This is a genomic window from Phycisphaerae bacterium, from assembly GCA_017999985.1.
Lineage (GTDB): Bacteria > Planctomycetota > Phycisphaerae > UBA1845 > Fen-1342 > JAGNKU01.
This window is the reverse complement of sequence record JAGNKU010000007.1, coordinates 140,655-166,878: the sequence shown is the minus strand read 5'-3', so window position 1 is coordinate 166,878 and position 26,224 is coordinate 140,655. Positions and strand designations below refer to the sequence as shown.

Here is a 26,224-nt window from a genome sequence, read left to right as displayed (position 1 = left end):
GAGTCGTGGCGAGAGGGAGTGCTGATGGCCATCGAGTTTCACTGCAACCACTGCGGCCAGATGATCCGGACGGCGAACGAGCACGCCGGCAAGCGCGGGAAGTGTCCGCATTGCCACCAGAGCGTGTACATCCCGACGCCGAGCGAGGAAATCGAGCCGTTGCGGCTGGCGCCGCGCGATACGGCGGATGAGCAGGCGCGGAAGCGGGCGGAGGAGGAAGCACGCGAGATCGCGCGGCGGCTGCGCGAGGACAAGGAAGTGCCGCCCGAGGTTGCCAAGGCGTCGCCGTCGATGCCGGCGCCACTCGGCGATGTGCGCCTGCCGAGCGACATGGAGGTGCTGGTCAGCGACTACGTGCTGGCCATGGCCGCAGGCAAACTGAAAGAAGCGGAGGACCTCGCGGTCGAAATCCGGATGGACATGGCCCGCGCGGACGAGTACATCCAGCGGCTGACGATGGACGAGCTGCCGCCGGCGCGGCTGGCGAAGATTCCGCGGGCGGTGTTGCTGGGGTTTCTGAAGCAGCTTCACAAGTCGGGGTAGGATCCGCAGACGCGCGTCCATGCGCGGACGCGAAACGCGGGGGGCAATCCAGCGGCTCAGCCTGCCCCCGGCCCCGTCTCCGGCAGGGGGTGACGGCGAGCTGTGTGGTGTCAGACGAAGAAGAGGAACAGGCCGACGGCGAGCCACAGCGTGCCGATCAGCAGCAGCGCGGGGGGCAGGCTATCGCCCAGGTACAGCCGGCAGGCAAGTGCGGCGACCGTGAAAATGGTCAGTGGCACGAAGAAGCAGCCGAAGGCCAGGCGCGCGCCGCGCGTCGTCCACACAACGAGTGCCGCCCCGGCCAGGCCGGAGCCCACGCCGATCCAGCTCTTCCAGCGATCGTGCCAAACGGCGCGTTCCAGTTCGGCCCGCAGGGGCGCACAGTGCACGTCTTCCGCGCGGATCACGTTGCCGCATTCGGGGCAGCGCATGCGCGGGAGCTTGTAGATGATGTAGCCGCACTCGGGGCACTTCGGCAGTGTGTCAAGATCGACGGTGCGATCGTCGACCTGCACCGATGCCTGCCGGTCGAGCCAGTCCTTGTCGAGTGGGCCGGTCATGCGCACGTCTGCTCGCGTCAGCGCCCAAGTGCCCGGGCGGCCGGGCGCATCATAACGTCCGCCAGCACCTCGCGCATCGCGCGCAAGAACCGCGCGCGGCCGAATTGCGCCGCATGGCGGTGCATCGCGCTCGGATCGAACGCGCACTGTGTGCAGCGCTCGATCGCGTTAGCCAGACTCTCTACCGTCTGCTGCTCGAAGAACACGCCAGTCTGACCGTCGATGACTGTTTCCGTCGCGCCGCCGACCGCGTAGGCGATCACCGGGCAGCCGTGGGCCATGGCCTCGACGGGGACGATGCCGAAGTCCTCTTCGCCGGGGAAGAGCAGGGCGGCGGCGCGGTCCAGGTAGCGGTCGATCACGTCGGCGGACTGCCAGCCGAGCAGCTCGACGTGCTTGTCGCGCTGCGGGTCGATGCGCGCGGTGTCCGGGCCGTCGCCGATGACGACCAGTCCCTGCCGAAGGCGCCGGCAGGCTTCAATGGCCAGATCGAGCCGCTTGTAGGGCGTGTGATAGCCGACGCAAAGGTAGAAGTCCTCGCGTGGGCTGGTCGTGGGGGCCGGAGGGATGTCCACCGGCGGGTAGACGACCACGCTTTCGCGGCCGTAACAGCGTTTGATCCGCGCGGCGACGTGCCACGAGTTGGCGACAAACCGGTCCACGCGTTGCGCGGCGCGGTAGTCCGCCTTGCGCACGTAGGCACACGTCGGTCCCCACAATGGCCGGGCGAGCAGCGGGAGCGTCCGGCGATATCCTCGGCTGATCTCGGGCTCGAACGCGTAGCGCATCGGCGAGTGGCAATAGCAGACAACCTTGCTGCGCGGGTCGGGCGTCATGGCCTTGGCGATGGCGGCGTCGGAGCAGACGACGAGATCGACCGGCGGGAGTTTCATTCGCCGGGCGGCCGAAGGTAGCAGCGGCAGCAGCTTGGGATAGTGGCGCGTCGCACCGGGTAGGTGTTGCAGCCAGGAAGTGTGTACCGGCCGGCGGATCAGCGGCGATCCGGCCATGCCGGCGGCGTCGTGCACCAGCGTGTAGAGCGGGCTGTCCGGCAGCAATTCGGCGAGAGCTTCGAGCACTTTTTCGCCGCCACGCCGGCGGACGAGCCAATGGTGCGTCAACACGGCGGAGCAGCGCAAGGGTTCGACGGCGGATGTCACGGAAGCGGACACGCGGGGCATGGTAGCGGGCGGGCCGGTCGCGGGCGAGCATGCGGCACGGGAGACGATTGTCCCGGGCCGCCGGCTCGGAATACACTAACGACCGCGGGCGCGGAAGTGATGGCGGCGCCCTGCTGGAGATGTCCGGTGGCCGATCGTGGGCTCACTCTGGCATTGGTGGCGGTCACCGCGGTGGCGGGGTGCAGTCGGAAAGATCCGGCCGGTGGGGCACCGCAGTCGCAGCCGGTGGCCGAGGTGGTGGCGCCTGGGTCGTCGGAGTGGTCGCGTGAAGAGGCCTCTGCGCACCTGGACGATCCGAAGCTCGCAGTCAGCGCGGCGGTGCGGCTCGTGCGCCTGGCGGCGCTGGAGCCGCTGTGTGTGCCGGATGAACTGACCGCGGAGCACATGCGGCGGCTGCGGCTGGTAACGCTGGGTCCGGAGCGGTGGGCGCTTGGGTTGGCGGAGAAGCGCAAGAAGGATGTATTGCGGGCGCCGGTGTTGATCGCGGCCGACGGGACCGTCACGGTGCTGGCCGAGGGGGTTGAAGAAGAGCTGCAGGTCCTGCACGTGTCGCGCGACGCGGAGGTGTTCCCCCACGTCGCGACTTCGCCGCTGCGGGTGTTGATCGTCGGGGAGGAGGTTGTGCCGGCGATTGTGCGGAAGGCGGAGCAGCCGGTGCGGTTCGCGCTGCGTCAGCAGAGCGGGTACAGCTACGTCGGGCTATTGGCTGCCGGGGTCCGGGGCGATGCTGAGATCGCGCGATACGTCTGGGACCCGTACGAAATGGTGTTTCTCGGGCCGGCGGCGGACCGGCTGCCTGATCCGCCGGGCGGGCAGTTTCAGATCGATTTGAAAGCCAGCCGGCGGTTGGAGCCGCGGGGCGGCGAGATTCCGGAGCCGGAGGATAATCGCGAGCTGCCGCCGAGACGCGACGAACCGGGGGCGGTATGAAGGAGGTTGCCACGAAAACGCAGAAGCCGCGCGCGAAGCGCAAGCCCGCTGCGAAGCGTCCGTCGCCGAAGTGCCCAGCCGCGAAGCGCCCGCGTGAAAGCGAAGCCGGGCGCGCGGCGCGGGCCGCGCGGCTGCTGGCGGCGCTGCAGGCGGCGTATCCTGATGCGACCTGTGCGCTGCGCCATGACAGTGCGCTGAAGCTGCTGGTCGCGACCATTCTGTCGGCCCAGTGCACGGACGAACGCGTGAACATGGTGACGCCCGATCTGTTCCGACGCTATCCCGATGCGCGGGCGCTGGCGGAGGCGGACCCGGCGGAGCTGGAGGCGGCGATTCGGTCGACGGGCTTTTTCCGCAACAAGACGAAGAGCCTGCTGGGGATGGCGCGGCTGGTCTGCGACGAGTTTGGCGGGCAGGTGCCGGACACGATGGAGGCACTGCTGCGACTGCCCGGCGTCGCGCGCAAGACGGCGAACTGCGTGCTGGGGACGTGGTTCGGCCGTAACGTCGGCATCGTCGTGGACACGCACGTCGGGCGCATTGCCGAGCGTTTGAGGCTGGCCCCGAGCGCGAAGGGCAGCAAGGATGCGGAGAAGATCGAACGCGACCTGATGGCGGTGTTTCCGCAGGACACGTGGACGTGGCTGGCGCATGCGCTCATCGAGCATGGACGGCGCGTGTGCACGGCGCGCAAGCCGGCGTGCGCGAATTGTCCGCTGGCGGCGGATTGCCCGTCGGCGGACAAAGTCTGAGCGACGTGCTCGCCAGCGGCGGCCGGGAGCGGGGCGAGATCACTTCGCGGGCGCCTGGCCGTGGCCGGCGTCCGGTGCGTCTTTGCCGGTCAGCCAGCTTTCGAACTGTGCCAGCGTCTTGTGGATACAGAGCGTGTAGCGCGGCAACGTCAGGCGGTCATCTTCGCGGGTGACCGCGCCCGCGCGGACGGTGGTCGCGGTGCGGAATCCGAGCTCGCGGAGCAGCGCCTGCACAGAGGGATCGTACACGCCGGCCGGGTAGGCGTGATGACGCCACAGCGGCGTTTTCACGTGTCGTTCAATCGCGCGATCACAGCCGGTGAGCTGGGCGATCTGAGCGGGGCGCGCGCACTTCGTCAAGATCGGGTGATTGATGGTGTGGTTCTGTGCATCGAGCACGCCGGCCTCATCCATTTCGCGAATCTGGTGCCAGTCACAGTGATTGGGCGTGCCGATCCAGTCGGTTGTGATGTAGGACGTGGCGAAGAGGCCGCGGGCGCGGAGGATCGGGTAGGCGTACGTGTATTGCCCCTGGTACTGGCCGTCGAACGTGATGCACACGGCCCGCGCCGGCAAGCCGCCGGTGCCCTCGAGCCAGTCGGCGATCTGGTCGAGCGAGACACAGATGTACTTCTCGCGGACGAGCGCGTCCATCTGCGACTGGAAGTTCTCGACTGACGTGGCGTAGTGATAGCGCGCCTCGGGGAGCACGTCGTGATAGAGGAGGATGATGACGCGCGGGTCTTCCGCAGTCGCCGGCGAAATCAGGCGGGGCTGGCCCCTGATGTCGGGTCGCGTCGTCGGCGCGTTGGTCGCCTGTGTGGCGCATGCGCGGCCGGACACAGGGAGCCAGCGCACTTCGCCATCCAGGCTTGCGGCGGCGATGTACGCCTGGTCACTTGTCGAAATTGGGCAGATGGTGCGGACGACGTCGCTGGCCTGCCAGCGTTGCAGGACTTGCCCGGTCTGGCCGGAGAGCAGTGCGACCACGCCATTTTCGGCGCAGGCGGCTACGTCGAGCGTGCCGTCGTTATCCACATCGACTGTCGTCGCTACGCTGCGGCAAACGTCGCCGAGGCTGACCGTCCATTTCGGCTCATCCGGCGTGGTCTGCGGCTTGGGATCGAAGCGCGCGACTTCACCGCCGGCGGAGGCGACGTACACGTTGGCCGGCGTTGCACTGGCGGGCTGCACAGCCAGGTCGCGGATTGGCCGGGCGACCTGGCCGGACCACAAGACGGTCCCGTCGAGCGGGGAGCAGGCGCGGACCATGCCGTCGTTTCCGCCGACGAGCAGCTCAGCCGCACCGTCGCCGTTCAGGTCGGGCACGAGCGCAAAGCCTTCCGTGAAGCCGCCGCCGATCGGCCGACGCCAGATTGGATTTCCGGTCCGGCCACTAAGCACGGCCAGTTCGCCGCTCCAGAGCCAGACGGCGACCTCGGGGAGCGCGTCTTGATTCTGATCGGCGATGACCAGGAGCCGCTGCACGGACGCGGTGCCCTCCTTGGATTCGAAGAGCTGCGACCAGAGTTCCTGGCCGCCGCGGCCGCTGAGCAGGTGGACGCGTTGCGCCGCGCCGGCCGCTACGAGGTCGGTGGCCCCGTCGCCGTCGACATCAGCCACGCCGGCGAGCGCGGAAACCTCGCACGTCGATCTAAACTGCCAGACGGGGGCCGGGGCGTCGCCGCGGAAGCAGACCACGCGGCCGGTGGCGGTGCTGGCGACGACGTCTCGCCCGGATTGTCCTGGCGAGGCGAGTTCCACGAGAGCGAGGATGGCGCCATCGGCCTGGGCTTCCCAGGCGACGCGGGGTTGGCCTGCGGCGCAGCCCACGCGTGCGACGCGACCGGACGCGTAGCCGACGAGCAGTGTGGGCTCCGCTGCGGGCGCGCTGCCATGTGCCAGGCAGAGCGGCACATCGTTCGGCGTGCCCAGCGCGCGGGACGGTTGCGCGACGGCGATGCTCATTTGGCTGATCAGCGCGCAGGCGAGGATGACGCACATCGGGGCCGTCATTACGGTCTTGCGCATGGTGGGTGTTCCCATCACCGGTGCCGCGATCATCGCGCCCGACGGCGTCGCCGGGTGAACTGGCAGCATTCTACCGCAGGGCCGCGGCGATGCTGCCGGCAGAACTGACATCTTGTCTAAGTGTTTGTGAACGTGCGGAGGCTGAGAATCAGCTCGACCTCGCCGACCGGGATTTGCAGCACGTCGGCGATTGTGACCAATGACGTTCCCGCGTCGGCCAGCTCGTAGATGCGCTGGCGCCTTTCGTCGGCCGGCGTCGGGGGCGGCGAAGAGACCGCGGCGGGCGGCGCGGCGGGGACGACGGCACTGACGACGGCGCGCGTGACGGTGGGTGGGGCGGGCGCGGCGGCTGGTGCGGCCGGCGGGGCCGTAGGCAAGCCCGGCTTGAATTCCTCCAGCGGTCGCGGCGGCGGCTGCGCTGGCGGCGGGGCGGTCGACTGGCGGACGGGCCCAGCGTGTGACAGGCGGTTGATGCGCTCGTCGGCGTCGCGAATCGCGGCCCGCAAGCGCTCGAACTGGGTGTCCGCTTGGGCACTGATCCGGCGGGACGCTTCCTCGAGCTGCACGAGCAACTCGTCCATCGTGCGGCACACTTCGCGCTGCTCGCGCAGACGGGCACGTTGCTCGCGCGTCAGATCACGCGCCGTCGCGCTGCGCCACGCGGCGCGTCGAAAGAACGCGATCGCGATGAGTGCCAGACAAATGACCCCAACGAGGATCAGGAGCGTGCTATCCAGCGTCCCGAGCGTCGTCACCAGCATGCCGTTCGGCCCATTCGCGCAACGCCGCGTCCTGCACCGTCCGCAGGGGCACGCCATGCGTCCGGGCGGCCGCGGCACAATCCTCGTATTCCGGCCAGGTCTGCACGACCTGGTCCCCGCGCCGCCCGACCTTCACGCGGAGCGCACCAAAACGCGTCGTCACAGTATGCGTCGCACGCTCCAGCGCCGTCCGCTGGCACTCGTGCCGGCGGACCCCCAGCGTCGTGGTCTCGCCGAACAGAATCGCCTCGAGCGCGGCGACGTCGGCGGGCCGGCAGAGCACCGTCACAAGCTGCCCGGGCCGACCCTTCTTCATTCCTATCGGCACCGTAAACACGTCCAACGCACCCGCTTCCAGGAGCCGTTCGACGGCATAGGCGACGTTCTGCCCCGTGGCGTCGTCCACCTGCGTTTCCAGGACGAGAATGGACTCGGGTACGTCGCCGGCGGGTACGGGCAGATCGCCGATCAGGACGCGAAGAATGTTGGGCCGGGAGCGATTTTCGCGTGTTCCGGCGCCGTAGCCGATGGTGGCTACGCGCATGGGCGGCAGGGGGCCGAAGGACTCGGCGAGCGTCGTGAGGATGGCAGCACCGGTCGGGGTAGTCAGCTCACCCGGCGCGTCACACGCCGCCAGGGGTACGCCGCGGAGAAGCTCGGCCGTCGCGGGCGCGGGTACGGGCAGGATGCCGTGGGCGCACTCGACGGTGCCGCTGCCGGTGGGGATCGGCGAGCAGACGAGCTGCTCGATGCCGAGGGCTTCGAGCCCGGCGCAGGCTCCGACGATATCGACGATCGCGTCGGCGGCGCCGACCTCGTGGAAGTGGACCTTGTCGACGGAGATGCCGTGGGCGGTGGCCTCGGCTTCGGCGAGGCGCGTAAATACGCGGCCGGCGTCCTTCGTGACGCGCGGCGAGAACTGTGCCGCAGCGATGATCTTCAGGATATCAGGCAGATGGCGGTGATGGTGGTGAGCCTCGTGCGCGACGTGGACGGTGACGTGCGTGGCCGCGAAGCCGCCGCGCCGCACCGGTTCCGCGTCGAGCTCCACGCCGGGCAGACGCAGGCGGGCGACGACCTCCTGCAGGGAATCGAGCTTGAGGCCCGCGTGGACGAGCGCGGCGAGGATCATGTCGCCCGCCGCCCCGCAGAAACAGTCGAAGTACGCGCAGCGCATCATGGCACCTCGTCGCCCGCGGATGGGGCGCGCATGGAGTCTAGCGGCGGGGGGCGGATTCGGCGACAGCGCGGGGCTCAGGGGTCGTTGAGGCGGTTGAGCGCGTGGATCATGGCCTGCGTGCCGAGGCGCGCGCCTTCCGGCTCGGCGCTGACACTGCGGTAGAACTGCTGTGCCAGTGCGGCGCCGGGCAGCGTGATGCCGAGCGTGGCAGCGACGGACTGGACGATACGCAGGTCCTTTTGCATCAGCTTGATCATGAAGCCCGGGGCGTCGTCGCCGGCGGCGATCTTGGGGCCGAGGTTTCCGAGTGCCCAGGAGCCGCCCGCCCCGGAGTTCAGCGTCTCGATCGCCTGTGCGAGATCCAGGCCGGCACGCCGGGCGAGCGTGAGAGCTTCGCAGACGCCGATCATGTTCACGGCGCAGAGGATCTGGTTGCAGGCTTTGAGCAGTTGGCCGCTGCCGCTGGGGCCTACATGCACGATGCGGCGGCCCAGGTGAGCCAATACGGGCCGGATGCGTTCGAACGCGGTTGCGTCGCCGCCGACCATGATGGTCAACGTGGCGTTGCGGGCCCCGACGTCGCCGCCGGTGACGGGGGCGTCGAGTAGGGTGACACCGCGCGCGGCCAGGCGCTGCGCGAAAACGCGCGTCTGCTCCGGGTCAATCGTGCTCATGTCGATGACGCAGGCACCAGTGGGCAGCGTTTCGGCGGCACCGTGGGGGCCGAAAAGGACCGCTTCGACGTCGGGCGTATCGGTAACGATGGTGATCAGCACGTTGCACTGGCGGCCAACGTCAGCGGGGGTGTCGCACCAGACGGCGCCAACGTCGAGCAGGGGCTGGGCGCGTGCGGCGGTGCGCGTGTGCACGTAGAGCCGGTAGCCGGCGTGGAGCAGGTGCATGGCCATGGGCGCACCCATGATGCCCAGGCCGATGAAGCCGAGCGCCGTGGATGGCGTACGCATGGTGGCGTCCTTCCCCTGATACTGTGGACGCGATCACCGGCCCCGCTCAGCCGAAGGCTGCAAGCGGGGTCGTGGATACGAACGGGGTTGTGGTCGCCGGTCGCTGGCCGGCGGGTGTCAGCCCTGGGGCTCGGGCACGGACAGGGCCGGTGGCGTCTCGTGCTGGAGCGCGGGGGCCTGCTCGGCGCCGGGAGCCGGGTCGGCGGAGGCCGGCGGCGGAGCGGGCGCGGGTTTCGACGACGGCGCCGCGGCGGTTTCGTCGCTGGCATCGACGTCGCCGAAGGCGTCTTTCAGCGCGGAGAGGATCATGACCATGTGCCGGCCGTCCATGGACGGCGGGCGTTCCACCTTCACGCGCGTGCCGAACTCGTCGAGGATCGACTTGAAGACGTCCAGCGCGACCTCGCGACGGAAGCGTTCGCGGCCGCGGAAGACCATCGTGAACTGGACCTTGTCACCCTTCTTGAAGAACTTGATGGCCTGGCGAACCTTGATCTGGCGGTCGTGCGTGTCGGTCTTGGGCCGCAAGCGCACTTCCTTGGTCTGCTGCTCGTGGTGTTTCTTGACGTTCTTCTTCTGGGTGTACTTCCATTTGCCGTAGTTCATCAGGCGGCAAACCGGTGGCCGCACGTTCGGGGCCACCTCGACCAGATCCACCCCGGCCTCGCGCGCCAGGCGCAGGGCCTCGTAATTGGGGAGGATCCCGAGCTGTTCGTTGTTCTCACCGATCAAGCGCACCGGCGAGACGCGAATCTGCTCGTTGCAGCGCAAGTTCAGATTGATGCAGACACCATCCTTTCATGCAGCCGGTCGCAGCCGGCCGCGCTGGGCTACCTGAGCCTGGCAGCTCAGGCACGGGGCTCTTCGCCCCGGTTCGCGATTTCAATGGCGCACGCGGCCAGGAACTCGGGCAGCGTGAAGCTTCCATACTGCTTGCCCTCGCGCGTGCGGACGTTCACCTTCCCTTCGGCGGCTTCCTGCTCGCCGACCACCAGGATATACGGAATCTTCGCGTGTGCGGCCAGCCGGATCTTGTTGCCGATGCGGTCATCGCTGTTGTCCAGCTCGGCCCGCAGCGGCGCGGCGCGGCACAGCTCGAAAACCTTCTGGGCGTACTCTTTCGACTTCGCGCTGATCGAGCAGATGCGCACCTGCACCGGCGACAGCCAGAGCGGGAACGCGCCGGCGAATTGCTCGATGAGGATGCCGACGAAGCGCTCCATGCTGCCGAATGGCGCGCGGTGGATCATCACCGGCCGGTGCTCGTGGTTGTCCTCGCCGACGTACTTCAGGTCGAAGCGCTCGGGCAGGTTGTAGTCCACCTGCACGGTGCCGAGCTGCCACTCGCGGCCGATGCAGTCCTTCACGATGAAGTCGATCTTCGGGCCGTAGAACGCGGCCTCGCCGCGCTCGACGACGTGGTCCATGCCACTGGTGCGGACGGCATCGAGCACGGCGGCCTCGGCCTTGGCCCAGAGCTCGGGCCCGCCGATGTACTTCTCGCTGCCGTCGCCCAGGCCGACGCGCACGCGGTAGTCCTTCAGGCCGATGACCCGCAGTGAGAGCTTCGCCATGTCCACGCAGCCCGCGATCTCGTCGAGCAACTGCTCCTGCGTGCAGAAAATGTGAGCATCGTCCTGGCAGAAACCGCGGACGCGGGTCATGCCGGAGACTTCGCCGGACTGCTCGTAGCGATACACCTGGCCGAACTCGGCGATGCGCACGGGCAGGTCGCGATAGCTGCGGGCGTCCGATGCGTAGATGCGGATGTGGTGCGGGCAGTTCATCGGCCGGAGCAGGTAGCCGTCCTCCTGGGCGAGCCAGCTCCGGATGCGCCGCAGCCGATCCTCCGCGGGCGACTTCGCCGGATAGCCGGCCTTCGCCAGCTCCGGGTATTCGCCGGCGATGCGCTCGAAGAGCGCGATCTCGGCGGCGTCCGCGTGATCCGCTTTCGATGCGTGCGCGACTTCCCAGAGGGCGTTCAGCAGGCGGGCGCGGTCCGACTCGAACAGCGGCGGATACTGGGCGTCCTTGTAGTAGGGGAAGTGTCCGCTCGTGCGGTACAAATCCAGGCGGCCGATCTGCGGCGTGTACACGGGCTGGTAGCCGCGTTTGAGCAGTTCGTCGAGGATGTAGGCTTCCAGCACGCGGCGGATGACGGCCCCGCGGGGCTTCCAGAGCACCAGGCCCGTGCCGACCAGCGGGTCGATGGTGAACAGGCCGAGCTCCTGGCCGAGTTTGCGGTGGTCGCGCTTCCTGGCTTCCTCGAGCTGCTCAAGGTGGGCTTTCAGCGCCTTCTTGTCGGGGAAGGTCGTGCCGTAGACGCGCTGGAGCATCTGCTTGCTGGAGTCGCCGTGCCAGTAGGCGCCGGCCACCTGCATGACCTTGTAGGCGCCGATGCGGCCGGTGCTGGGGACATGCGGGCCACGGCAGAGATCCTCGAAATGACCCGCACCAGGCTCGCCGGTCGTGTAGAAGCTGAGCGTGTTGCCGTCGGCGCGCTCCGCGTTGTCGATCTTGTAGGGGTTACCCTCGGCGCGCAGCTTGGCCAGGGCCTCGTCGCGCGGCAGCTCATAGCGCGTGAACGGCCGGTCGGCCCGCACGATCTCGTCCATCTTGGCTTCGATGCGGACGAAGTCTTCGGGCGTCAGGCTGTGGTCCAGCTCGATGTCGTAGTAGAAGCCGTTGTCGACCGGCGGCCCATAGGCGAGTTTCGTCTCCGGCCAGAGCGTGCAGACGGCCTCGGCCATGACGTGCGCGCAGCTATGACGGAGCACCTCGAGCCCGGCCGGATCATCCGGCTTGAGCGCGACGAGTGTGACCTCCGGGCCGGTGAGGCGCGTCGCGAGGTCCACGATCTTGCCGTTGACTTTGGCGGCGACGGCCTTGCGCGCCAGCCCCGGCGCAACCGACTGGAGCACATCCAGCACTGACGCGCCGTCGGGATGTTCGACGACGTTGCCGTCGGGTAGGTGCACCTTCAGCATGGAGAGGTGATCCTCATGGGCGTGTGGGGAGCGTGGGGCCAGGCCGGCGATGGCGGGTAGGAAGCCGGCCGTTGAAACGCGGGAACGAACTGGACGGGCGGGCGAGCGCGCTGCCGGCGCTCCCTCCGCTGGACGGCTCGCTCACGTTTCAACCCCGTGATCCATCATGCCACAAAACAGCCATCCTGTACCCGGGCGCGGCGACCTGGGCGTCCCGAACCGGGTCGTGACCAGAAACGGTCCCACCAGATGATACACTCAGCACTTTATCGGCTGGGGCGGGGATGTCAACTAAGAACTCGACAGCTCGGCTACCCCGGGCGCGCCGCGGTCCGCGGCGGGGCGACGCGCACGCCGTCCTGCACGCCGCTGCGGATATCACCCTGCCGGGCATTGGCCTGGCACGAGTATCCGGTGGCCACCAGCATCAGCAGCAGGATGGGCACGACGTACGACGGCCCGCTGGCCCAGCTCTTGAACGTGGCCCCGACGGCGGGCATGAACGCGCACGCCGCCCCCACGAACCCGATAATCATCCACGCCGCCCCGTGCAGGCTGGTCAGCAGCAAGGTCATCGCGCGGCGGCACACCAGTGTCATGAGCAGGCCGATACCGCCGAGCAGCCCCACGCCGATCCAAAGCGCCGGACCTTTCAGGCCCACCTGGCTGCCGATGTACGCGGCCAGCAAGGCCCAGGTGCCGCCGCTGCCGACCGCGACCGCCGGCGTCGGCCACGCGAGGCCGAGCAGGCCGGCGGCGATCGCGCCGGCGGCGCCGCAGACGAGTGGCGGCTGCCCGACGTGCTCAGTGAGCAGCCACCCGCCCACGTACCCCAGCCCGGCACAGGCGATCATCAGGAGGAAACGGAGGAAGCGGAAGCCGTAGAAGGCGGACAGGAGCCCCGCAGCGAAGATGACCGCGCCCGTCAAGCCCGCCTGCTCGGCGATCCAACTGAATACCGCGTGTTGATACGGGAGCAACGGTGACTCCTGGCGCGCATGGATTAAGCGTCCGGCTGTCGGTGTATATCGTTTACTTTGAGAGGCGGCCGAATCACGACCTGCTGCAGACATCCGGCCGGGGAGTGCGTGCTGAGGTTACGTCCGAGAACACCTCCCGGCAGCGTGTGCGGCTCAGGCGGTGGCCTGCTTCGGTTCGGCCGGCGGCGGCTTGGGTGCGCGCAGGCCGTGCACATCGGCCCAGTTGTAGATGAGCGAGATCAGCCAGAGCGCGCCGGCGACGATGAGGCCGCGCTGGCCGCTGAGCCATTCCTTCCCAGCGGGCCAGCTCACCTGCATGATGGCCAGCGCGGCGACGGCGAGCAGGGCGGTGCCGAACGAGGCCGCCCAGAACGCGCGGGCCATCTTGGGCAGGGCGAGACCGAAGACCAGGCCGGCGAGTCCGGTTGAGATGGCGATGGCAACAATGCTGACCTGGAAGTTCGGCACGTGGGTGCCCAGGTAGTTCCATAGATCGGTCAGCTTGGCCTGCCAGTCGGTGGACGCGGCGGCATTGGCGGCGTCCGGAAGCGTGACGAGTTGTTGCTCGCTATTCAGGCCGGCGGTGAGATACTCGTTCAGGGGGTTGCGCAAAACCTGCCCGCTGTAAATGGACAGCGACGCGAGTGTGAGGCAGGTGCCCACGAGCACGGCGAGCCACACGCGGAAGAGCAGTACGCCCAGCACGAGTCCCACGGCGCCCGCGCCGGCGACGGTCGGCCAGAGCGGCGTCCCGCCGTAGTGCGCGATCAGCGGCCCGGCGCCGGCGCCCAGTGCCGCGAACACGAGGGCGGCGAGGTACGGCGCGAGGCGGGCGCCCTTCACCATGAAAACGAGTCCGATCGCAGCGGTCAGGCCGGCCGCGGCCAGCGGGACCCACTCAGCGCCCGGCGGGATGTGCTCTTTGAGGGCGTCGAAGACCATGCGTGGCCAGTCATTGGTAGGCATAGATCGCACTCCTCGGCTTTCGCCGGGCACAGGGCTCAGTGCCGAAGCCCCGGTTTTCCGGGGCGCGCCTTTTCGAAGTAGCGGACATCCAGATCGTTCACGGGCAGTTGGCCGTGGGTCGCATATTCGTACGCCAGCAACTGCAGCTTGCGGCTCGCGGGGGGCTCGATCCCGGCTTCCTCGCCAGGCGGCAGGCCCCAATGAATATAGTACCCCGCATAAATCAAGCCGATGCGGAGTCGGCCCTCGTATTGGAACTTGCGCTGGCTGTAGTTCGCCACGTTGACCGTACGCAGCGACGAGCGGAACGGCACTTCCCCGCGCGAAGTCGCTTCTTTCAAATAGTCGACGAGGCGCAGTCCGGCGGCGAGATCGGGGCCGGGCCAGGCGCGGCCCACCTCCGGAACGGGCTCGCTCACGCCGGTGATGAGCAGCCAGTTGTTCCACACGTTGGGATCGAGTGCCTCGATCACAGCCAGGTCGTGCTGGTACGGCAGACGCACGCCGTGGCGATCAACCAGGTATGCCACGCCCCCGGCTTCGACAAATGCGAACGGGTCGCGGTAGACGGCCTGGACACGGATGCGGCCGTCCGGGTGCTTGGTCACGCGCTTGATCTCGGCCACCCAGGCGGAGTTCAGCAGGCCCTCGGCGACGCGCTGGCAGAGCATGGGGTCGTGGATATCGTCGCTGGGCGCCAGGCCGGCGGCGTCCTGGATCTGGCGCAGCATGGGCGCCCCCGCGGGAGCGGAGAGCCACGGCGGCAGATCCAGCCATTCCAGGCGGCACTCGATGTCGGGGCGGGGGGCGAGCACGAACGCGCCCAGCCGTTGCAGGCCCCAGCCAACCGCGGCGAAGGTGAGTGCCCAGCCGAGGACCCGGCCGAGCTTCTGCCACAGGGGCCAGGTTGTCACCGATGCGGCGCTCCGGCGCGACGTGGTGATCGCGTTGCGCGTCAGCGGGCGTCGCGGGGCGGCTCCTTTCACGATGACTCCCCGAGGGCCATGTACACGAGGCGGTCGACGAGGGCGTCGAACGAGAGACCCGCGCGGGCCGCAGCTTTCGGCACCAGCGAATGGCTCGTGAAGCCCGGCAACGTGTTCACTTCGAGGAACCACAGCCGCTGTTCCTGGTCCACCATCCAGTCGATGCGCGCCAAGTGGCGACAGCCGAGCCGCGCGAACACCTGCCGGCTGAGCGCCTGCGCGTCCTCGAAGACGCGCGCCGGATAGCCGGCGTCGAACAAGTATTCGGTCGCGTTGTCCCGGTATTTGGCCTCGAAGTCGTAGAATTGGCGCTTGGGGCGGATGCAGATCGGCGGCAGGGCCTGGTCGCCGAGGATGCCCACCGTGATTTCCTCGCCGGCGATGAACTGTTCCACGAGGGCCCGGCCGAACTGGTCCACGGCCAGGCGGACGGCCGGCGGGAAGCCGGCGGCTTCGCGGACGATGTTGGTCGCGACGCTGCTGCCCTGGTCCACCGGCTTGACGATCACGGGCCAGCTCAGGCGGGGAGCTGGCCGCGTGCGCAGCGTGACGGCGTCCCACACTTCGTAGGCTGGTGTTGGGATGCCGGCGGCGATGACGGCTTCCTTCGTCGCGGCCTTGTCCATCGCCAGCGCGGAGGCGCGGGCATCGGACCCCACGAACGGCAGGTCGCGCTCGGCGAGCAAGCGCTGTACCGTCCCGTCTTCACCGAAGGGGCCGTGGAGAGCAGGGAACACGACGTCGGCGGGCTGATCGAGGGCCGCGAGCTGGTCGGGGCCGATGTCCGCGACGAACACGTCGTGACCGTTGCGGCGCAGCGCTTCCGCGACGGCCTGGCCGGAAGCGAGGCTGATCTCGCGCTCGGCGCTGGGGCCGCCGCAGAGGACGGTCACGCGCAACTTGCGCGGGCGGGCCGGCGGATTGGCCGACGATGGACTAGGCATGCCGAAAACTCCCTTCACCAGAGCTCGACCTCGAGCTCCAGGGTCAGGCCGGTGGCGTGATACACACGCTCCTGGACGAGTGCGATCAAGTCTAACACGTCCTGGGTCCGCGCGCCAGGGTGAGCCACGATGAAGTTCGCGTGGCGCGGGCTGATCTCCGCGCCGCCGCGGCGCGTGCCTTTGAGACCGGCCTCGTCGATCAACTTGCCGGCGGCGTGGCCGGGGGGATTCTTGAAGATGCAACCGGCGGACTTTGCGGACACGGGCGGCTGGGTGGCGTGCTTCGCGGTCCAGATTTCGCGGAAGCGCGCGCGCGCCGCAGCGCGGTCGCCGGGCTGCAGCGCGAGCGTCACCGCGGTGACGATGGCGCCCGCGAGCGCACAGTGGCGATAGGTGAAACCAAGCTGCGCCGCGCTGCGGGTCAGGCGTTGGCCGTCCGGGGTCATGAGGTGCGCGTCGCGGACGTACTGCGCGATCGAGCCGTAGCGCCCGCCGGCGTTCATGTGGATGATGCCGCCCATGCTGCCGGGGATGCCGGCGAGGTTTTCGAGGCCGACCAGCCCGCGCTCGACTGCCTGCTTCACGACCCGCGTGAAATCCGCCCCGCCGGCGACGTGGACCAGTGGGTCTTCAAAACGGATGGCTTCCCAGGCGCGGCCGGTCAGGTGAATGACGGCGGCGTCGACGCCTGCGTCGCGGACGAGGACGTTGGCGCCGCGGCCGAGGATGCGCCAGGGAACGGCCTGCGCGGCACAGCGCGCCAGGACGGTCGCCAGCTCGTCCTCGCTGCGGGGAGTGACGAACCAGCGGGCCGGCCCGCCGAGCCCGTACCAGGTGTGCTCGGACAGCGGGACATCACGCCGGCAGATGTCCTCCAAGCCGCTGCACCAGCTCATCGGCGACCTTCCAGATGTTTCCAGCGCCCATGGTCAGAATGATATCCCCCGGCTGCGTTTCCTGGGCCAGCAGCGCGACGATCGCGTCAAACTGCGGGATGAACGTGGCGTCGCCGCCGCGGCCCTGAATCTCGTTGACGAGGTCCTGCGCGCAGACCAGCTCGCGCTCGCGCTGGCTGTCGCGGACGAAGTAAATGTCGGGGACGACGACGCGGTCGGCGTAGCTGAAGCTCTGCGCGAAATCGGTCAGTAGGAAGCGCGTGCGCGAGTGTTGGTGCGGCTGGAAGACACACCACAGCCGCTTCGGATTGAAGCGCTCGCGGGCGGCTTTGAGCGTCGCGCGAATTTCGGTCGGGTGGTGGGCGTAGTCATCCAGAATCGTCCGTCCGGCCACTTCGCCGCGCAGCTCCAGCCGCCGCCGGGCGCCCGCGAACTCGTGCAGGCCGCGCTGCATCTCCGACCACGGCACGCCGCTGTCGTGGGCCAGCGCGATGACGGCGAGGGCGTTGTCCACGTTGTGACGGCCGGGCAGGGCCGGGTGCACGCGACCGAGCAGCGTGCCGTCGTGGACGACGTTGAAGGCATAGCGGCCGTCGATGAGCGTGATGTCGGTGGCACGCCAGGTAACGTGCTCGTCACACCCGAACGTCTCCACGCGCGCGGTGACTGCGGGCCGCAGCGCGCGACAGCGGACGTCCTGGGCATTGAGCACCACCAGCCCGTCGTCGGGCACCTGTTGGGCGAAGGCCGCGAAGGCCGCGCGGATGGCGTCGATGTCCTTGTAGCAGTCGAGGTGGTCTTCCTCGATGTTCAGGATCACCGCCCGCCGGGGACGCAGGTTCAGGAACGATCGGTCGTACTCGCAGGCTTCGGCCACGAAGTGCCGGCCGGCGCCGGCGCCGCTGCCGCCGCCGAGCTGCGCGACCGTCGCGCCGACGACGAAGCTGGGGTCGCGGCCGGCCTGGCGGAGAACGAACGCGAGCCAGGCGGTGGTCGTACTCTTGCCGTGGGTGCCGCTGATGGCGATGCCGTCGTAGCGTGACATGACCGCGCCGAGCAGCTCGGCGTACTTGACGATGGGCACACCGCGGCGGCGCGCCTCGAGCAGCTCCGGGTGGTCCGCGGGGATGGCGGCGGACGCGACGACCAGCTCGGCGCCGGGCGGAAGCGCGGCAGCGGTCTGCACGGTGGTCACGTGCGCGCCGCACGCGGCGAGGCGTTCCAGCTCGGCCGATGCGCGTGCATCGGTGCCGCTGATGCGCGTGCCGCGGCGCAGCAACAGGGTGGCGAGCGCGGACATGCCGCAGCCGCCGATGCCGACCAGGTGAATGCGCAGTTTTTCAAGCTCGCCGGGAATCACGCGCGAATCGCAGCGCGGGGCGCTCATCGAAACGGCAACTTGCGTCATACGTACCGCCCATCCGTCGCATCCATGTTTGGCCCAGAGGGGCTCGTCGCTTGGAGGATCGAGGCTATACTCTCCGCTTCTGGGGCGCGGTTGTTCGCCATCCGTGACGAACCGCAAGCTCGTGACCGCGCCGGGCATTGTAGCAGGTGCGCAGGGCTGTGAATACCGAAATCGCGCTCGCGGCCACACACACCGATCCGCCCGGGTCCGCGGCGCGCACCTGCTCGCGGACCGCACTGCTGCTGGCGTGGCTGCTGCTCGCCGGCACGTTCTTCCTGCTCAGTCCGCCGCCGGGGCAGACCTATCCTGGTGCGATCCCCTGGAGTCCTCACTCCCTGCTGCATCGGCTGACGGAGTGGATGTCCTTGAACGGCCGGCTGGCCACGGTCCGGGGGGTGGAAGTGAAGGATCTGGTGTTTCACCTGGCGGCGGCCCTGGGGATGCTGCTGCTGGCGGCGTGCACGCTGCTGACCCGGGCGGCCGTGGGCCCCCTGCGGTCTGGGCCGGCGGGGTCGGCGCAGTTGTTGCTGGCGGGGTGGGTGCTGCTCTCCCTGCTCAGCAGCCTGTGGGCGGGCGACGCGGCGATCGCGCGGGGGCAGGCGCTGCTTTACGCGCTGCACCTGTGCTGGGCGGTGAGCCTGGCGGGCACGCTGCAACGCCGGCACCTGCCGGGGCTGCTCCATGGGCTGACGGCGATCTCGGCGCTGGGGGCGGTCTTGTGCATCTGGTACGTGCACGAACGCAATCCCGCGCACCGGCCCGGGTTCCCGATCGGGAACCCCAATGTGCTGGCGGCGGTGCTGCTGCCGGGGGTGTTGATCGCGGTGGCGACGGGGGTGTCGGCGGTCCTCGAGTTCGTCCGTGAGCGGCGTCGCGGCGCGCTCGGGCGGGCGGCGTGGGCGGGTGTGATGCTGGTACCGCTGATCTGGTGCCAGGTGCTGACGGGGGCGCGGGGAGCGCTGCTGGGGCTGGCGGCCGGGCTGGTCGTGATCGGGCTGTTTCAGGTGGGGCGGCGGCTGCGCTGGGCGTTGTCGCTGGTGTTTGCACTGGGCGTGATGGGGGCCGGCACGTGGTGGTTCCACAGCTCGCACCTGGACGTGACCATGGCGCGCGGCGCAACCGTCCGCTTCCGGATCTACGCCTGGCGGTATGCGTCCGAGCTGTGGAATGCGTCGTCGTGGGCGCGGATGGCCGGGCAGGGGGCCGGCTCATACCCGCGTCTGGCCGGCGTCTATGCAGTTCGCGACCGGGCGCTCGACCCGGCGGCGTTCATGGGCGAAATCGTGGAGCATGCACACAACGAAGTGCTGGAGGTGCTCACGGAGATCGGCCTGCTCGGGGGCGTGACGTATGTCGGCGGGTTCGTGGCGTCGCTGTTTGCGGCGTCGGCCTTGCTGCGGGCCAGCACACCGGGGCGGGAGCGCTGGCTCCATCTAGCGCTAACGGGCAGCATTGCGGCGTTGATGGCCGACGCGCTGACGGGGGTGTCGCTGCGCCTGCCGGGGGCGGCGCCGATCCTTTTCACGCTGTTGGGGGCGTTGTGGGCGGTGGCGGGGCCGTTGACGCCGCGTGGCGCGGGTGCGGCTTCGCACGCGGCCGGCACGCCTGCCAAGCATTCGTGGGTGCTGGCGGCGCTGGTCTGCCTCGCGGCATCCGGGGCGGCCGGCTGGGCGGGGCTGCGCAACTGGTCCGGCGTGGTCGCGGAGCAAGCGGCGTCGGTCGCCGAACTCCGGCAGGACTATGCAGCGGCCGAGGCGGCGATTCGCGTGGCGGAGTCGCGGTTGCTGGATCCGGTGCGGGTGACGGCCGCGCGCAAGGCGGCGCTGGAGTACCGCGTGGGGATGGCGCGTGAGGCGATGCGCGCCTTCATCGCCGAACCGTCACCAGCGACGGCAGCGAAAGCGGCGCCGCTGGCGGAGGCGGCGTATGGCGAGGCGCTGGAACTCACTCAAGTGACCCCGGCGCTGGAGCAGACGGACGCGACGGCGGCGCGGTGCGCCGAGTGGCTGGCTGTGGTGAATGGACAGGCGGCGCCGCAGGCGGCCGCCGAGTGGGCGGAGCGGGCCCGGCGGGCCTGGCTGCGGCAACGGGAGCGGACGCCGTTCGACGTGGACACCCTGTTGGCGCTGACGCGCTACCCGGCGGGGCTGGACGCGCACGTGGGCCTGCTGCGCGATGCGCTGCGGTTCATGGACACGCTGCCGTTCGTGGCGGAGAGCCGGCGCGGCGCGCAGCAGTTCTGGACGCACGTGCTACGTCAACTGGGGAGTCAGCCGGGCTTCGAGGCGGTGCTGAGCCAGTTTGTGGCGGCGGCCGGACCGATCACGCCCGAGACGGACATCGAAGCGATCATCGCGTCCCGCGCGGGGGAGACACAGCGCCTGGCGGCGGCGTGGCTGGCGCTGCGCGGCGATCTGGTCGGCGCGGCCGAACGAGCGGCGCGCGCCGCGGAGCTTTACGCGCCGCTGCGTCCGCGGTTTCCGACGCTGCAGTCGGTAGCGCTGGCGGAGCAGGCCGATTACCTGCTGCGCGGCGGGGCAGCGCGGGCGGAAGAGGCGGCCCGGTTGGTAGATGAGGCCATTCGGCGGTTGCCGGTGATCCAGGAGCAGAAGTACGAGGAGCTGGTCGGCCCGTTTCAGCGGCAACTGGCGTTCTCTCGGCTGGCCGCGGGGCAGCTTGAGGAAGGCCTGCAGGCCATCGGCGCCACGCCGGAATCGACCGCCGACGCCTTGGAGCGTCTGCTGGCCGAGGCGACTGCGCGGGGCAGTCCCGCGGAGGTCTTGGATTGCGTGCGGGCCACGCTGTGTCCGCGGTTTCCCGTGTTGTGCGGGCCCGCGACGAGCAGCGGCAGCCCTGGTTAGACAAGTAGGAGTCAGTCATGCAGATCGGTCTTTCGTCGTTAAGCGCGCTCGCTCAGATCCGCGACTTCAAGTCCAAACGGTGCAGCAGCTTTGACCGCACGGGCGGCAACCACGACGCGATCCCGGTGGCGCCAGGCAAGCGGCTCGTGCTGGCGGCGATCGACGGTCCCGCGTGCATCAAGCATATCTGGAGCACGTGCAGCCATGCCCACAATCGCGACGCGATGCGCAGCATGGTGCTGCGGATGTGGTGGGACGACGAGCGAACGCCCAGCGTCGAGGTGCCGCTGGCCGATTTCTTCGGCGGCGGGTTCGGCATCTGCCGGAATTTCTGGTCGGCGCCGCTGCAGATGAATCCGGATGGCGGGCGCGGGATGAACTGCTGGTTCCCGATGCCGTTTCGCCGGCGGGCACGCCTCGAGGTTCACAACGAATGGCGCGAGCCGATCGAGATCTTCTTCTACGTCGACTACGAGCTGTACCCGCGCTGGGAAGCGGACTTGGCGTATTTTCACGCGCAATGGCGGCGTGAGAATCCGACGCAGGGGTGGGGGCGGCAGGATATCAAAGGGCCGCCGAATGTCGCGCACCTGAAGCGCGCCTGGGCCACGCCGAACACGACCGGGGCGGAGAACTATGTCATTCTTGAAGCGCGCGGGCGCGGACAGTACGTCGGCTGCCACCTGGACGTGGACTGCTTCCAGCGCGAGAAGAACGACTGGTACGGCGAAGGCGACGACATGATCTTCATCGACGGCGAGCCGTGGCCGCCGAGCCTGCACGGCACGGGGACCGAGGACTACTTCAGCGGCGCATACTGCCCCCGGACGGAGTACAGCTCGCCCTATACCGGAATCACGCAATACAGCGGCTCGCCGCAGTGGGGCGAGGCGGACCAGCACTGGCCGTTTCGCGGCAAGAACTCGCTGTATCGTTTTCACGTGCTGGATCCGATCCGGTTCAACCGGTCGATCCGGGTGACGATCGAGCATGGGCACAACAACAAGCTGAGCAACGACTACAGCAGCACGGCGTACTGGTACCAGTTCGAGCCGCACGGCAAGTTCCCCAAGCTGCTGCCGGCGGCGAAGCGGTTGGCGCGGCCGGACTGGCCGCCGTTTGTCCCGGCGCCAGGCACGCCGGCAGCGCCACCCAAGACAGCCACGCGGGCCCGGCGACGACGCTAATCGACCGTGGCAAGCAGCTTGCAGACGTCGGGCGGGAGATTGTTGGCCGCGGGGCCGTTGACCAGGACGGCGACCGCCAGGACGGTGCCATCGGGGCGGGTGAGATACCCCGCGAACGTATGCACGCCGGCGATGGTGCCGGTCTTGCCGCGCAGCCGACCACGCAGGGCGGGGTCGCCGTAGCGGCGTTGCATGGAGCCCTCTTCGCCCGCGGCGGCGAGGCTCTTGAGGAAGACGTCCGCGTGCGGATGGCGGCGCATGCGAATGAGCAGGCGGGTGAACTGCGTGGCGGTGGCGCGGTTGTCGTGGCTGAGGCCGCTGCCGTCGCGGAGCGTCGCGCCGGTCATGTCGATACCGAGCCGTTCGAGTGTCGCGCGTGCGAGCGCGCGGCCCGCATCCCAACTGCCCGAGGCGTTGCCACGCTGACCGTCGGGTCCATAGGCGGCCAGCGACTTGAGGAGGGATTCCGCGAACATGTTCTGGCTGAACGTGTTGCAGCGCCACAGCACGTCGGGAAGGGCGGTGGCGTGCGTGGCGAGCAGCTTGGCGCCGGCCAGTTCCGGCGCGGTGAGCTGGCGGCGCACGACGTCGCCGCGAATGCTGATGCCACGCTGCTGCAGGGCGGCGCGGACCGCGTGCGCGAAAAACATCGTGGGCTGATTCACGCAGACGGGGTCGAGCGGGCCGCCGCGGGTGACGGTGCCCGAAAGCTGGAACACGTCGCTATTGGGAGGACGCTTCAGCACGGGGCGTTGCTGCTTGCCGCGTTGCAGGGTGTTGCGGATGAGCTCGGTGGACACGTCCGGGTGCAGGCGCAGCGAAATGTCGCGGCCGCGGACGACGACGGTGACGTCCAGGCAGTTGTTGTTGATGTTCAGCCCGCCGACGGGGGCCTGGTACCAGCGGTCGGACTGGTCGTCGGGCCAGTCGGGGTGGCGGACCAGCGCGTCAAAGATCGAGTCGTCTAGGACGAGCTTGCCGATCGCGGTCGTGCCTTGGGCGCGCAGGGCGGCGGCCCATTCATCGAAGATGCGTGTCAGGCGGCAATTCTGGCGCTGCTCGATGCGCTCGTCGCCGAAGCCCGGATCGCCGCCGCCCAGAATCCACACTTCATCGCCGCGCGCGTAGAGCCGCGTCTCGAAGCGGAAGTCCGGGCCGAAGCGCTCGAGCGCGGCGGCAGTCACGAAAAGCTTCTGGACGCTGGCGGGCTTGAGCAGGGCGTCGGCGTCGTGGGCGTACCACACGGCGCCGCTGTCGGCCTCGGCGACCAGCAGGCCGATGCGCGTGTTCTGCGGGACGCGCGCGAGCCGTTCGTCAAGGCGCGCGGTGAGCGCCGCAGGCTGGGCCCAGGCCGGCGGCGCCGCAAGGAATCCAAGCAGCGCGGTTACCGTGAAGCGCGCGGTGAGCAATCGGGTTCGGCGCGAAGGGGAACCGTAATCAAGCACTACTCAGACTCCGCAACAGGTTCACCAGCGTCCTGAACGGGGGTGGGAACGGGGCCTCGATTTCCATGGGGCGTTCGTGAATGGGATGCCGGAACGCGATGCGCCAGGCGTGCAGCGCCTGGTGCGCGAAGAGCGGCTCGACGGAGCCCGTGCCGGTGAGGTCGAATTCGCTGATGACGCGCCCGCCGTACATCGTGTCGCCGACGATCGGGTGGCCGATGTGCGACATGTGCACGCGCAACTGGTGCGTCCGGCCGGTCTTCGGAAAGAGCTGCACGAGGGCGTAGCCCTTGTAGCGCTCGGCGACCTCGTAGTGCGTGACCGCGTGCTTGGCCACGTCGATCTTGTTCTCGCGGACCATGACGGCGAACTTCTCGCGGACGACGGGATGTACGCCGATCGGGGCGTCGATCGTGTCGCCGTCGAGGTGGGGGCAGCCGTGCACGATGGCGAGATACGTCTTCTGGACGGTGCGGCGTTCGAACTGCAGCGACAATCGCCAGTGGGCCTCGTCGGTCTTCGCGACCAGCATGACGCCGGTAGTGTTCTTGTCGAGGCGATGGACGATGCCGGGGCGGAACGGGTCCTCGCCGTGGCTGAGTTGGTTGGCGTAGTAGACGAGGGCGTTGGCGATGGTGCCGGTCTGATCGCCGCGGGCCGGATGGCAGATGATCCCGGTGCGCTTGTTAATCGCGAGGATGTGCTCGTCCTCGTAGATGATGTCGAGCGGGATGTTCTCGGGCACGACCTCGCGCGGCTCGGGCGGTGGAATGACGAGCTCGACGACGTCGCCGCCGCACATCTCATAGCTGGACTTGGTGGGCTGACCGTTGACGGTGATGGCGCCCTGCTTGATCAAGCGCTGAATCGCGGTGCGCGACAGGCGCGGGAAGCGGGCGTGCAGGTACTTGTCCAGGCGCCGTCCGGGCAGCTTGCGGCGGATTCGGAGCCGGACACGCTCCGCCTGGTCCTCGTCGATGGGAATCGGTCGCTCGAGGATATCCTCTTCTTCGGGCTTCACGGCAGCTAGCCGGGGCTGGTGGTTGGCGTCGGCGGGGCCGGCTCCGCGGGCGGCGGCGTGTCGGGGGCCGGTGTCGGCGGTGGGACTGGCTCCGCTGCCGGGGGCACTTGTTCGGCCGGCGGCTGCACCGGCGCGGCCGGCGGAGGCGCGACCACGCCGAGCTGCTCGGGCGTCATGCGCTGGAACTGCGGCGCGGGCGCCGGCGTGGCCGCCTGGGTCTCGGGTGCCGGCGGCGGCGGGGCTTCACCCGGCGTAAAAGCGATCGGTTCGGTCAGATCATCGAGCGTGGCCAGACGGTCTGCGGACAGGGCGCCATACGGCAGGCCGGCGTAGCGCGTGTCGTCCTTGAGCGTCTGGTACAACTGGCGGGCCTTGTCGAATTGACGCGTCGATTCGTACGTGCTGGCCAGCAGGAACGCGGCGGCGGCGTCGAGATCAGTCCGTGTGGCCGGGTCGGCGCGGATTTGCTCGAGCAGCGTGATGGCTTCGCTGAACGCGGCCTGGCGCTCGTCCGGCTTGAGCATCCCCTGGTCGTAGCGGGAGCGGGCCAGTGCGAGCCGGGCATAGCCGGCGACGCTGGGCGAACCGGTTTCCTGGATTAAGGTCCGCAATTCGCCCTGGGCCGCGGTGACCGCAGTCGGGTCGGCGCCCGACAGGTTTGCCGCAATATCCGACAGGCGCTCCCAGCCACGCTCGAGCGCGGCCTGCTGGCTGGCGCGCCAGCCGTACCACACCAGCACGGCGAGCAAAACAACGACCACGGCACCGGCGGCGTAGAGAATCCGCGGATCGCGCAGGTCGCGCAACTTGCTGAGGGCCTCGGCCAGCTCGTTCTGCTTCAGTTGATGTCGTGTATCGGCATCCATCACTCACACCTCGGGGAAACGTCCCGGGCGGCCACTCACGGTTGGCGGGCCGGGTTCAAGTCCTCTTCGTTCGCGGCCTTCGCGAGCGGCCCGATGTCGATCACCAGGACTGTCTTCGCGTTCTGCGGCCGGATGCGGATGTTGCATTCCTCGTTCGGGCTTTCAAACCGCATGCTGTACTGCCCGTTGTCGAACCGCTTGTTCAGCAGCGTGAACCGGGCGGTGGGCAGGTACTCGACGTAAAAACGGGCCACGGCGTCCGGGCTGGTCGAGCCCTGAAACTCGCATTGGGCCACGCGCAGTGGCCCGGCCATGCGCGCCACGCTCCGCTCCGGCACGATCCGGAACCCGTTGGGCAGCGGGATGTTCTCCAGCAACGGGTGCTGGACCGGCGCCGCCGTCGCGCCCTGGGCCCTCCCGCCCCCGCCGAGGCTGTCACAGCCTGCGAGTGGGGCGGTCACGAGAATCAAGCCGGCACAGGCAACGGCGGGCAGCATGCGTCCACTTGTTCGCACGACGGCAGCGCTCATGGCCAAGTCTCCCGATCCTCTGCGAAACACCCCATTCTGACGCTGGGGCGGTGGCGCGTCAAACGCGCGGGCGGCCGGGGCGCGACGTTTCCGTTATCGGTGCCTGCGTTGCGGCGGGCGCCCGCGCTCGGATGCCCGCGCGCCATGGCCGGCTGCCACTCCAACTGAGGCAGCGCGACACGCCCCGTGCAGAACTGCGCTCGGCCGCGCGCCGGAGCCGGCCCCCAGGAGGGACTGGGGACGA

23 protein-coding genes are annotated in these 26,224 nt (G+C 69.1%); 5 read left to right on the top strand and 18 right to left on the bottom strand.

All coding sequences use genetic code 11. The annotated features are described in order from the left end of the window. Positions 1–24: 24 nt before the first annotated feature. The gene (locus KA383_11210) at positions 25–543 is read left to right on the top strand and encodes a hypothetical protein (GenBank protein MBP7746688.1); all 519 of its coding nucleotides are present in this window, start codon (positions 25–27) and stop codon (positions 541–543) included. 110 nt (positions 544–653) lie between these two features. Here KA383_11210 and KA383_11205 read toward each other — a convergent pair whose 3' ends face one another. Both KA383_11205 and KA383_11200 read right to left on the bottom strand, forming a co-directional pair. Next, positions 654–1,103, bottom strand: a complete 450-nt coding sequence (locus tag KA383_11205; protein ID MBP7746687.1) for a hypothetical protein — start codon at positions 1,101–1,103, stop codon at positions 654–656. A 17-nt stretch (positions 1,104–1,120) separates the two neighbouring features. Further along, on the bottom strand, positions 1,121–2,227 hold the full coding sequence (locus tag KA383_11200) for a glycosyltransferase (protein MBP7746686.1): 1,107 nt from the start codon (positions 2,225–2,227) through the stop codon (positions 1,121–1,123). Positions 2,228–2,410: 183 nt separating this feature from the next. On the opposite strand from KA383_11200, the gene KA383_11195 reads away from it, so the two are divergent. Together KA383_11195 and nth are read left to right on the top strand one after the other, a co-directional pair. Next, positions 2,411–3,214: a hypothetical protein gene (locus KA383_11195; protein MBP7746685.1), complete on the top strand. Its 804-nt coding sequence runs from the start codon at positions 2,411–2,413 to the stop codon at positions 3,212–3,214. Further along, on the top strand, positions 3,211–3,966 hold the full coding sequence (gene nth / locus KA383_11190) for an endonuclease III (GenBank protein ID MBP7746684.1): 756 nt from the start codon (positions 3,211–3,213) through the stop codon (positions 3,964–3,966). Before KA383_11195 ends, nth begins: the two co-directional genes overlap by 4 nt. Before the next feature lie 39 nt (positions 3,967–4,005). On the opposite strand, the gene KA383_11185 is transcribed toward nth, so the two are convergent. The 12 genes from KA383_11185 to murC all read right to left on the bottom strand — a co-directional run bounded on the left by KA383_11185 (position 4,006) and on the right by murC (position 18,070). Continuing rightward, positions 4,006–5,997, bottom strand: coding sequence for a polysaccharide deacetylase family protein (locus tag KA383_11185; GenBank protein MBP7746683.1), 1,992 nt, complete (start codon positions 5,995–5,997; stop codon positions 4,006–4,008). Positions 5,998–6,113: 116 nt separating this feature from the next. Then, positions 6,114–6,758 (bottom strand): hypothetical protein, encoded by a 645-nt coding sequence (locus tag KA383_11180; protein MBP7746682.1) that lies wholly within the window; start codon positions 6,756–6,758, stop codon positions 6,114–6,116. Further along, complete coding sequence (gene larC, locus KA383_11175; GenBank protein ID MBP7746681.1) at positions 6,727–7,935, bottom strand: nickel pincer cofactor biosynthesis protein LarC; 1,209 nt, start codon at positions 7,933–7,935, stop codon at positions 6,727–6,729. Before larC ends, KA383_11180 begins: the two co-directional genes overlap by 32 nt. Positions 7,936–8,012: 77 nt before the next feature. Continuing rightward, positions 8,013–8,903 (bottom strand): NAD(P)-dependent oxidoreductase, encoded by an 891-nt coding sequence (locus KA383_11170; protein MBP7746680.1) that lies wholly within the window; start codon positions 8,901–8,903, stop codon positions 8,013–8,015. Between the two features lie 117 nt (positions 8,904–9,020). Beyond that, the gene (gene infC / locus KA383_11165; protein MBP7746679.1) at positions 9,021–9,686 is read right to left on the bottom strand and encodes a translation initiation factor IF-3; all 666 of its coding nucleotides are present in this window, start codon (positions 9,684–9,686) and stop codon (positions 9,021–9,023) included. Positions 9,687–9,751: 65 nt separating this feature from the next. Continuing rightward, positions 9,752–11,890: a threonine--tRNA ligase gene (locus tag KA383_11160; GenBank protein ID MBP7746678.1), complete on the bottom strand. Its 2,139-nt coding sequence runs from the start codon at positions 11,888–11,890 to the stop codon at positions 9,752–9,754. Between the two features lie 311 nt (positions 11,891–12,201). Beyond that, the gene (locus tag KA383_11155) at positions 12,202–12,870 is read right to left on the bottom strand and encodes a hypothetical protein (protein MBP7746677.1); all 669 of its coding nucleotides are present in this window, start codon (positions 12,868–12,870) and stop codon (positions 12,202–12,204) included. Positions 12,871–13,023: 153 nt separating this feature from the next. Beyond that, positions 13,024–13,836 carry a hypothetical protein gene (locus KA383_11150; protein ID MBP7746676.1) on the bottom strand — a complete coding sequence of 271 codons (813 nt, stop codon included), beginning with the start codon at positions 13,834–13,836 and terminating at the stop codon, positions 13,024–13,026. A 35-nt stretch (positions 13,837–13,871) separates the two neighbouring features. Further along, positions 13,872–14,750 (bottom strand): hypothetical protein, encoded by an 879-nt coding sequence (locus KA383_11145; protein MBP7746675.1) that lies wholly within the window; start codon positions 14,748–14,750, stop codon positions 13,872–13,874. Between the two features lie 68 nt (positions 14,751–14,818). Further along, positions 14,819–15,766: a D-alanine--D-alanine ligase gene (locus tag KA383_11140; protein MBP7746674.1), complete on the bottom strand. Its 948-nt coding sequence runs from the start codon at positions 15,764–15,766 to the stop codon at positions 14,819–14,821. A 14-nt stretch (positions 15,767–15,780) separates the two neighbouring features. Beyond that, positions 15,781–16,662, bottom strand: coding sequence for a UDP-N-acetylmuramate dehydrogenase (murB, locus tag KA383_11135; protein ID MBP7746673.1), 882 nt, complete (start codon positions 16,660–16,662; stop codon positions 15,781–15,783). Beyond that, positions 16,622–18,070, bottom strand: a complete 1,449-nt coding sequence (gene murC, locus KA383_11130) for a UDP-N-acetylmuramate--L-alanine ligase (GenBank protein MBP7746672.1) — start codon at positions 18,068–18,070, stop codon at positions 16,622–16,624. The genes murB and murC overlap by 41 nt, the downstream gene beginning before the upstream one ends. A gap of 158 nt (positions 18,071–18,228) precedes the next feature. On the opposite strand from murC, the gene KA383_11125 reads away from it, so the two are divergent. Next, positions 18,229–20,931, top strand: a complete 2,703-nt coding sequence (locus tag KA383_11125) for an O-antigen ligase family protein (GenBank protein ID MBP7746671.1) — start codon at positions 18,229–18,231, stop codon at positions 20,929–20,931. 17 nt (positions 20,932–20,948) lie between these two features. After that, positions 20,949–22,118 (top strand): DUF2961 domain-containing protein, encoded by a 1,170-nt coding sequence (locus KA383_11120; GenBank protein ID MBP7746670.1) that lies wholly within the window; start codon positions 20,949–20,951, stop codon positions 22,116–22,118. Here the strand turns inward: KA383_11120 and dacB are convergent. The 4 genes from dacB to KA383_11100 are packed head-to-tail and all read right to left on the bottom strand — an operon-like array spanning position 22,115 to position 25,980. Beyond that, positions 22,115–23,527 carry a D-alanyl-D-alanine carboxypeptidase/D-alanyl-D-alanine-endopeptidase gene (gene dacB, locus KA383_11115; protein MBP7746669.1) on the bottom strand — a complete coding sequence of 471 codons (1,413 nt, stop codon included), beginning with the start codon at positions 23,525–23,527 and terminating at the stop codon, positions 22,115–22,117. The two genes, KA383_11120 and dacB, sit on opposite strands and share 4 nt — an antisense overlap. A gap of 28 nt (positions 23,528–23,555) precedes the next feature. Then, complete coding sequence (locus KA383_11110; protein MBP7746668.1) at positions 23,556–24,584, bottom strand: RluA family pseudouridine synthase; 1,029 nt, start codon at positions 24,582–24,584, stop codon at positions 23,556–23,558. Positions 24,585–24,589: 5 nt separating this feature from the next. Next, positions 24,590–25,450 carry a hypothetical protein gene (locus KA383_11105; GenBank protein ID MBP7746667.1) on the bottom strand — a complete coding sequence of 287 codons (861 nt, stop codon included), beginning with the start codon at positions 25,448–25,450 and terminating at the stop codon, positions 24,590–24,592. A 35-nt stretch (positions 25,451–25,485) separates the two neighbouring features. Further along, positions 25,486–25,980, bottom strand: a complete 495-nt coding sequence (locus KA383_11100; GenBank protein ID MBP7746666.1) for a hypothetical protein — start codon at positions 25,978–25,980, stop codon at positions 25,486–25,488. Positions 25,981–26,224: the final 244 nt, after the last annotated feature.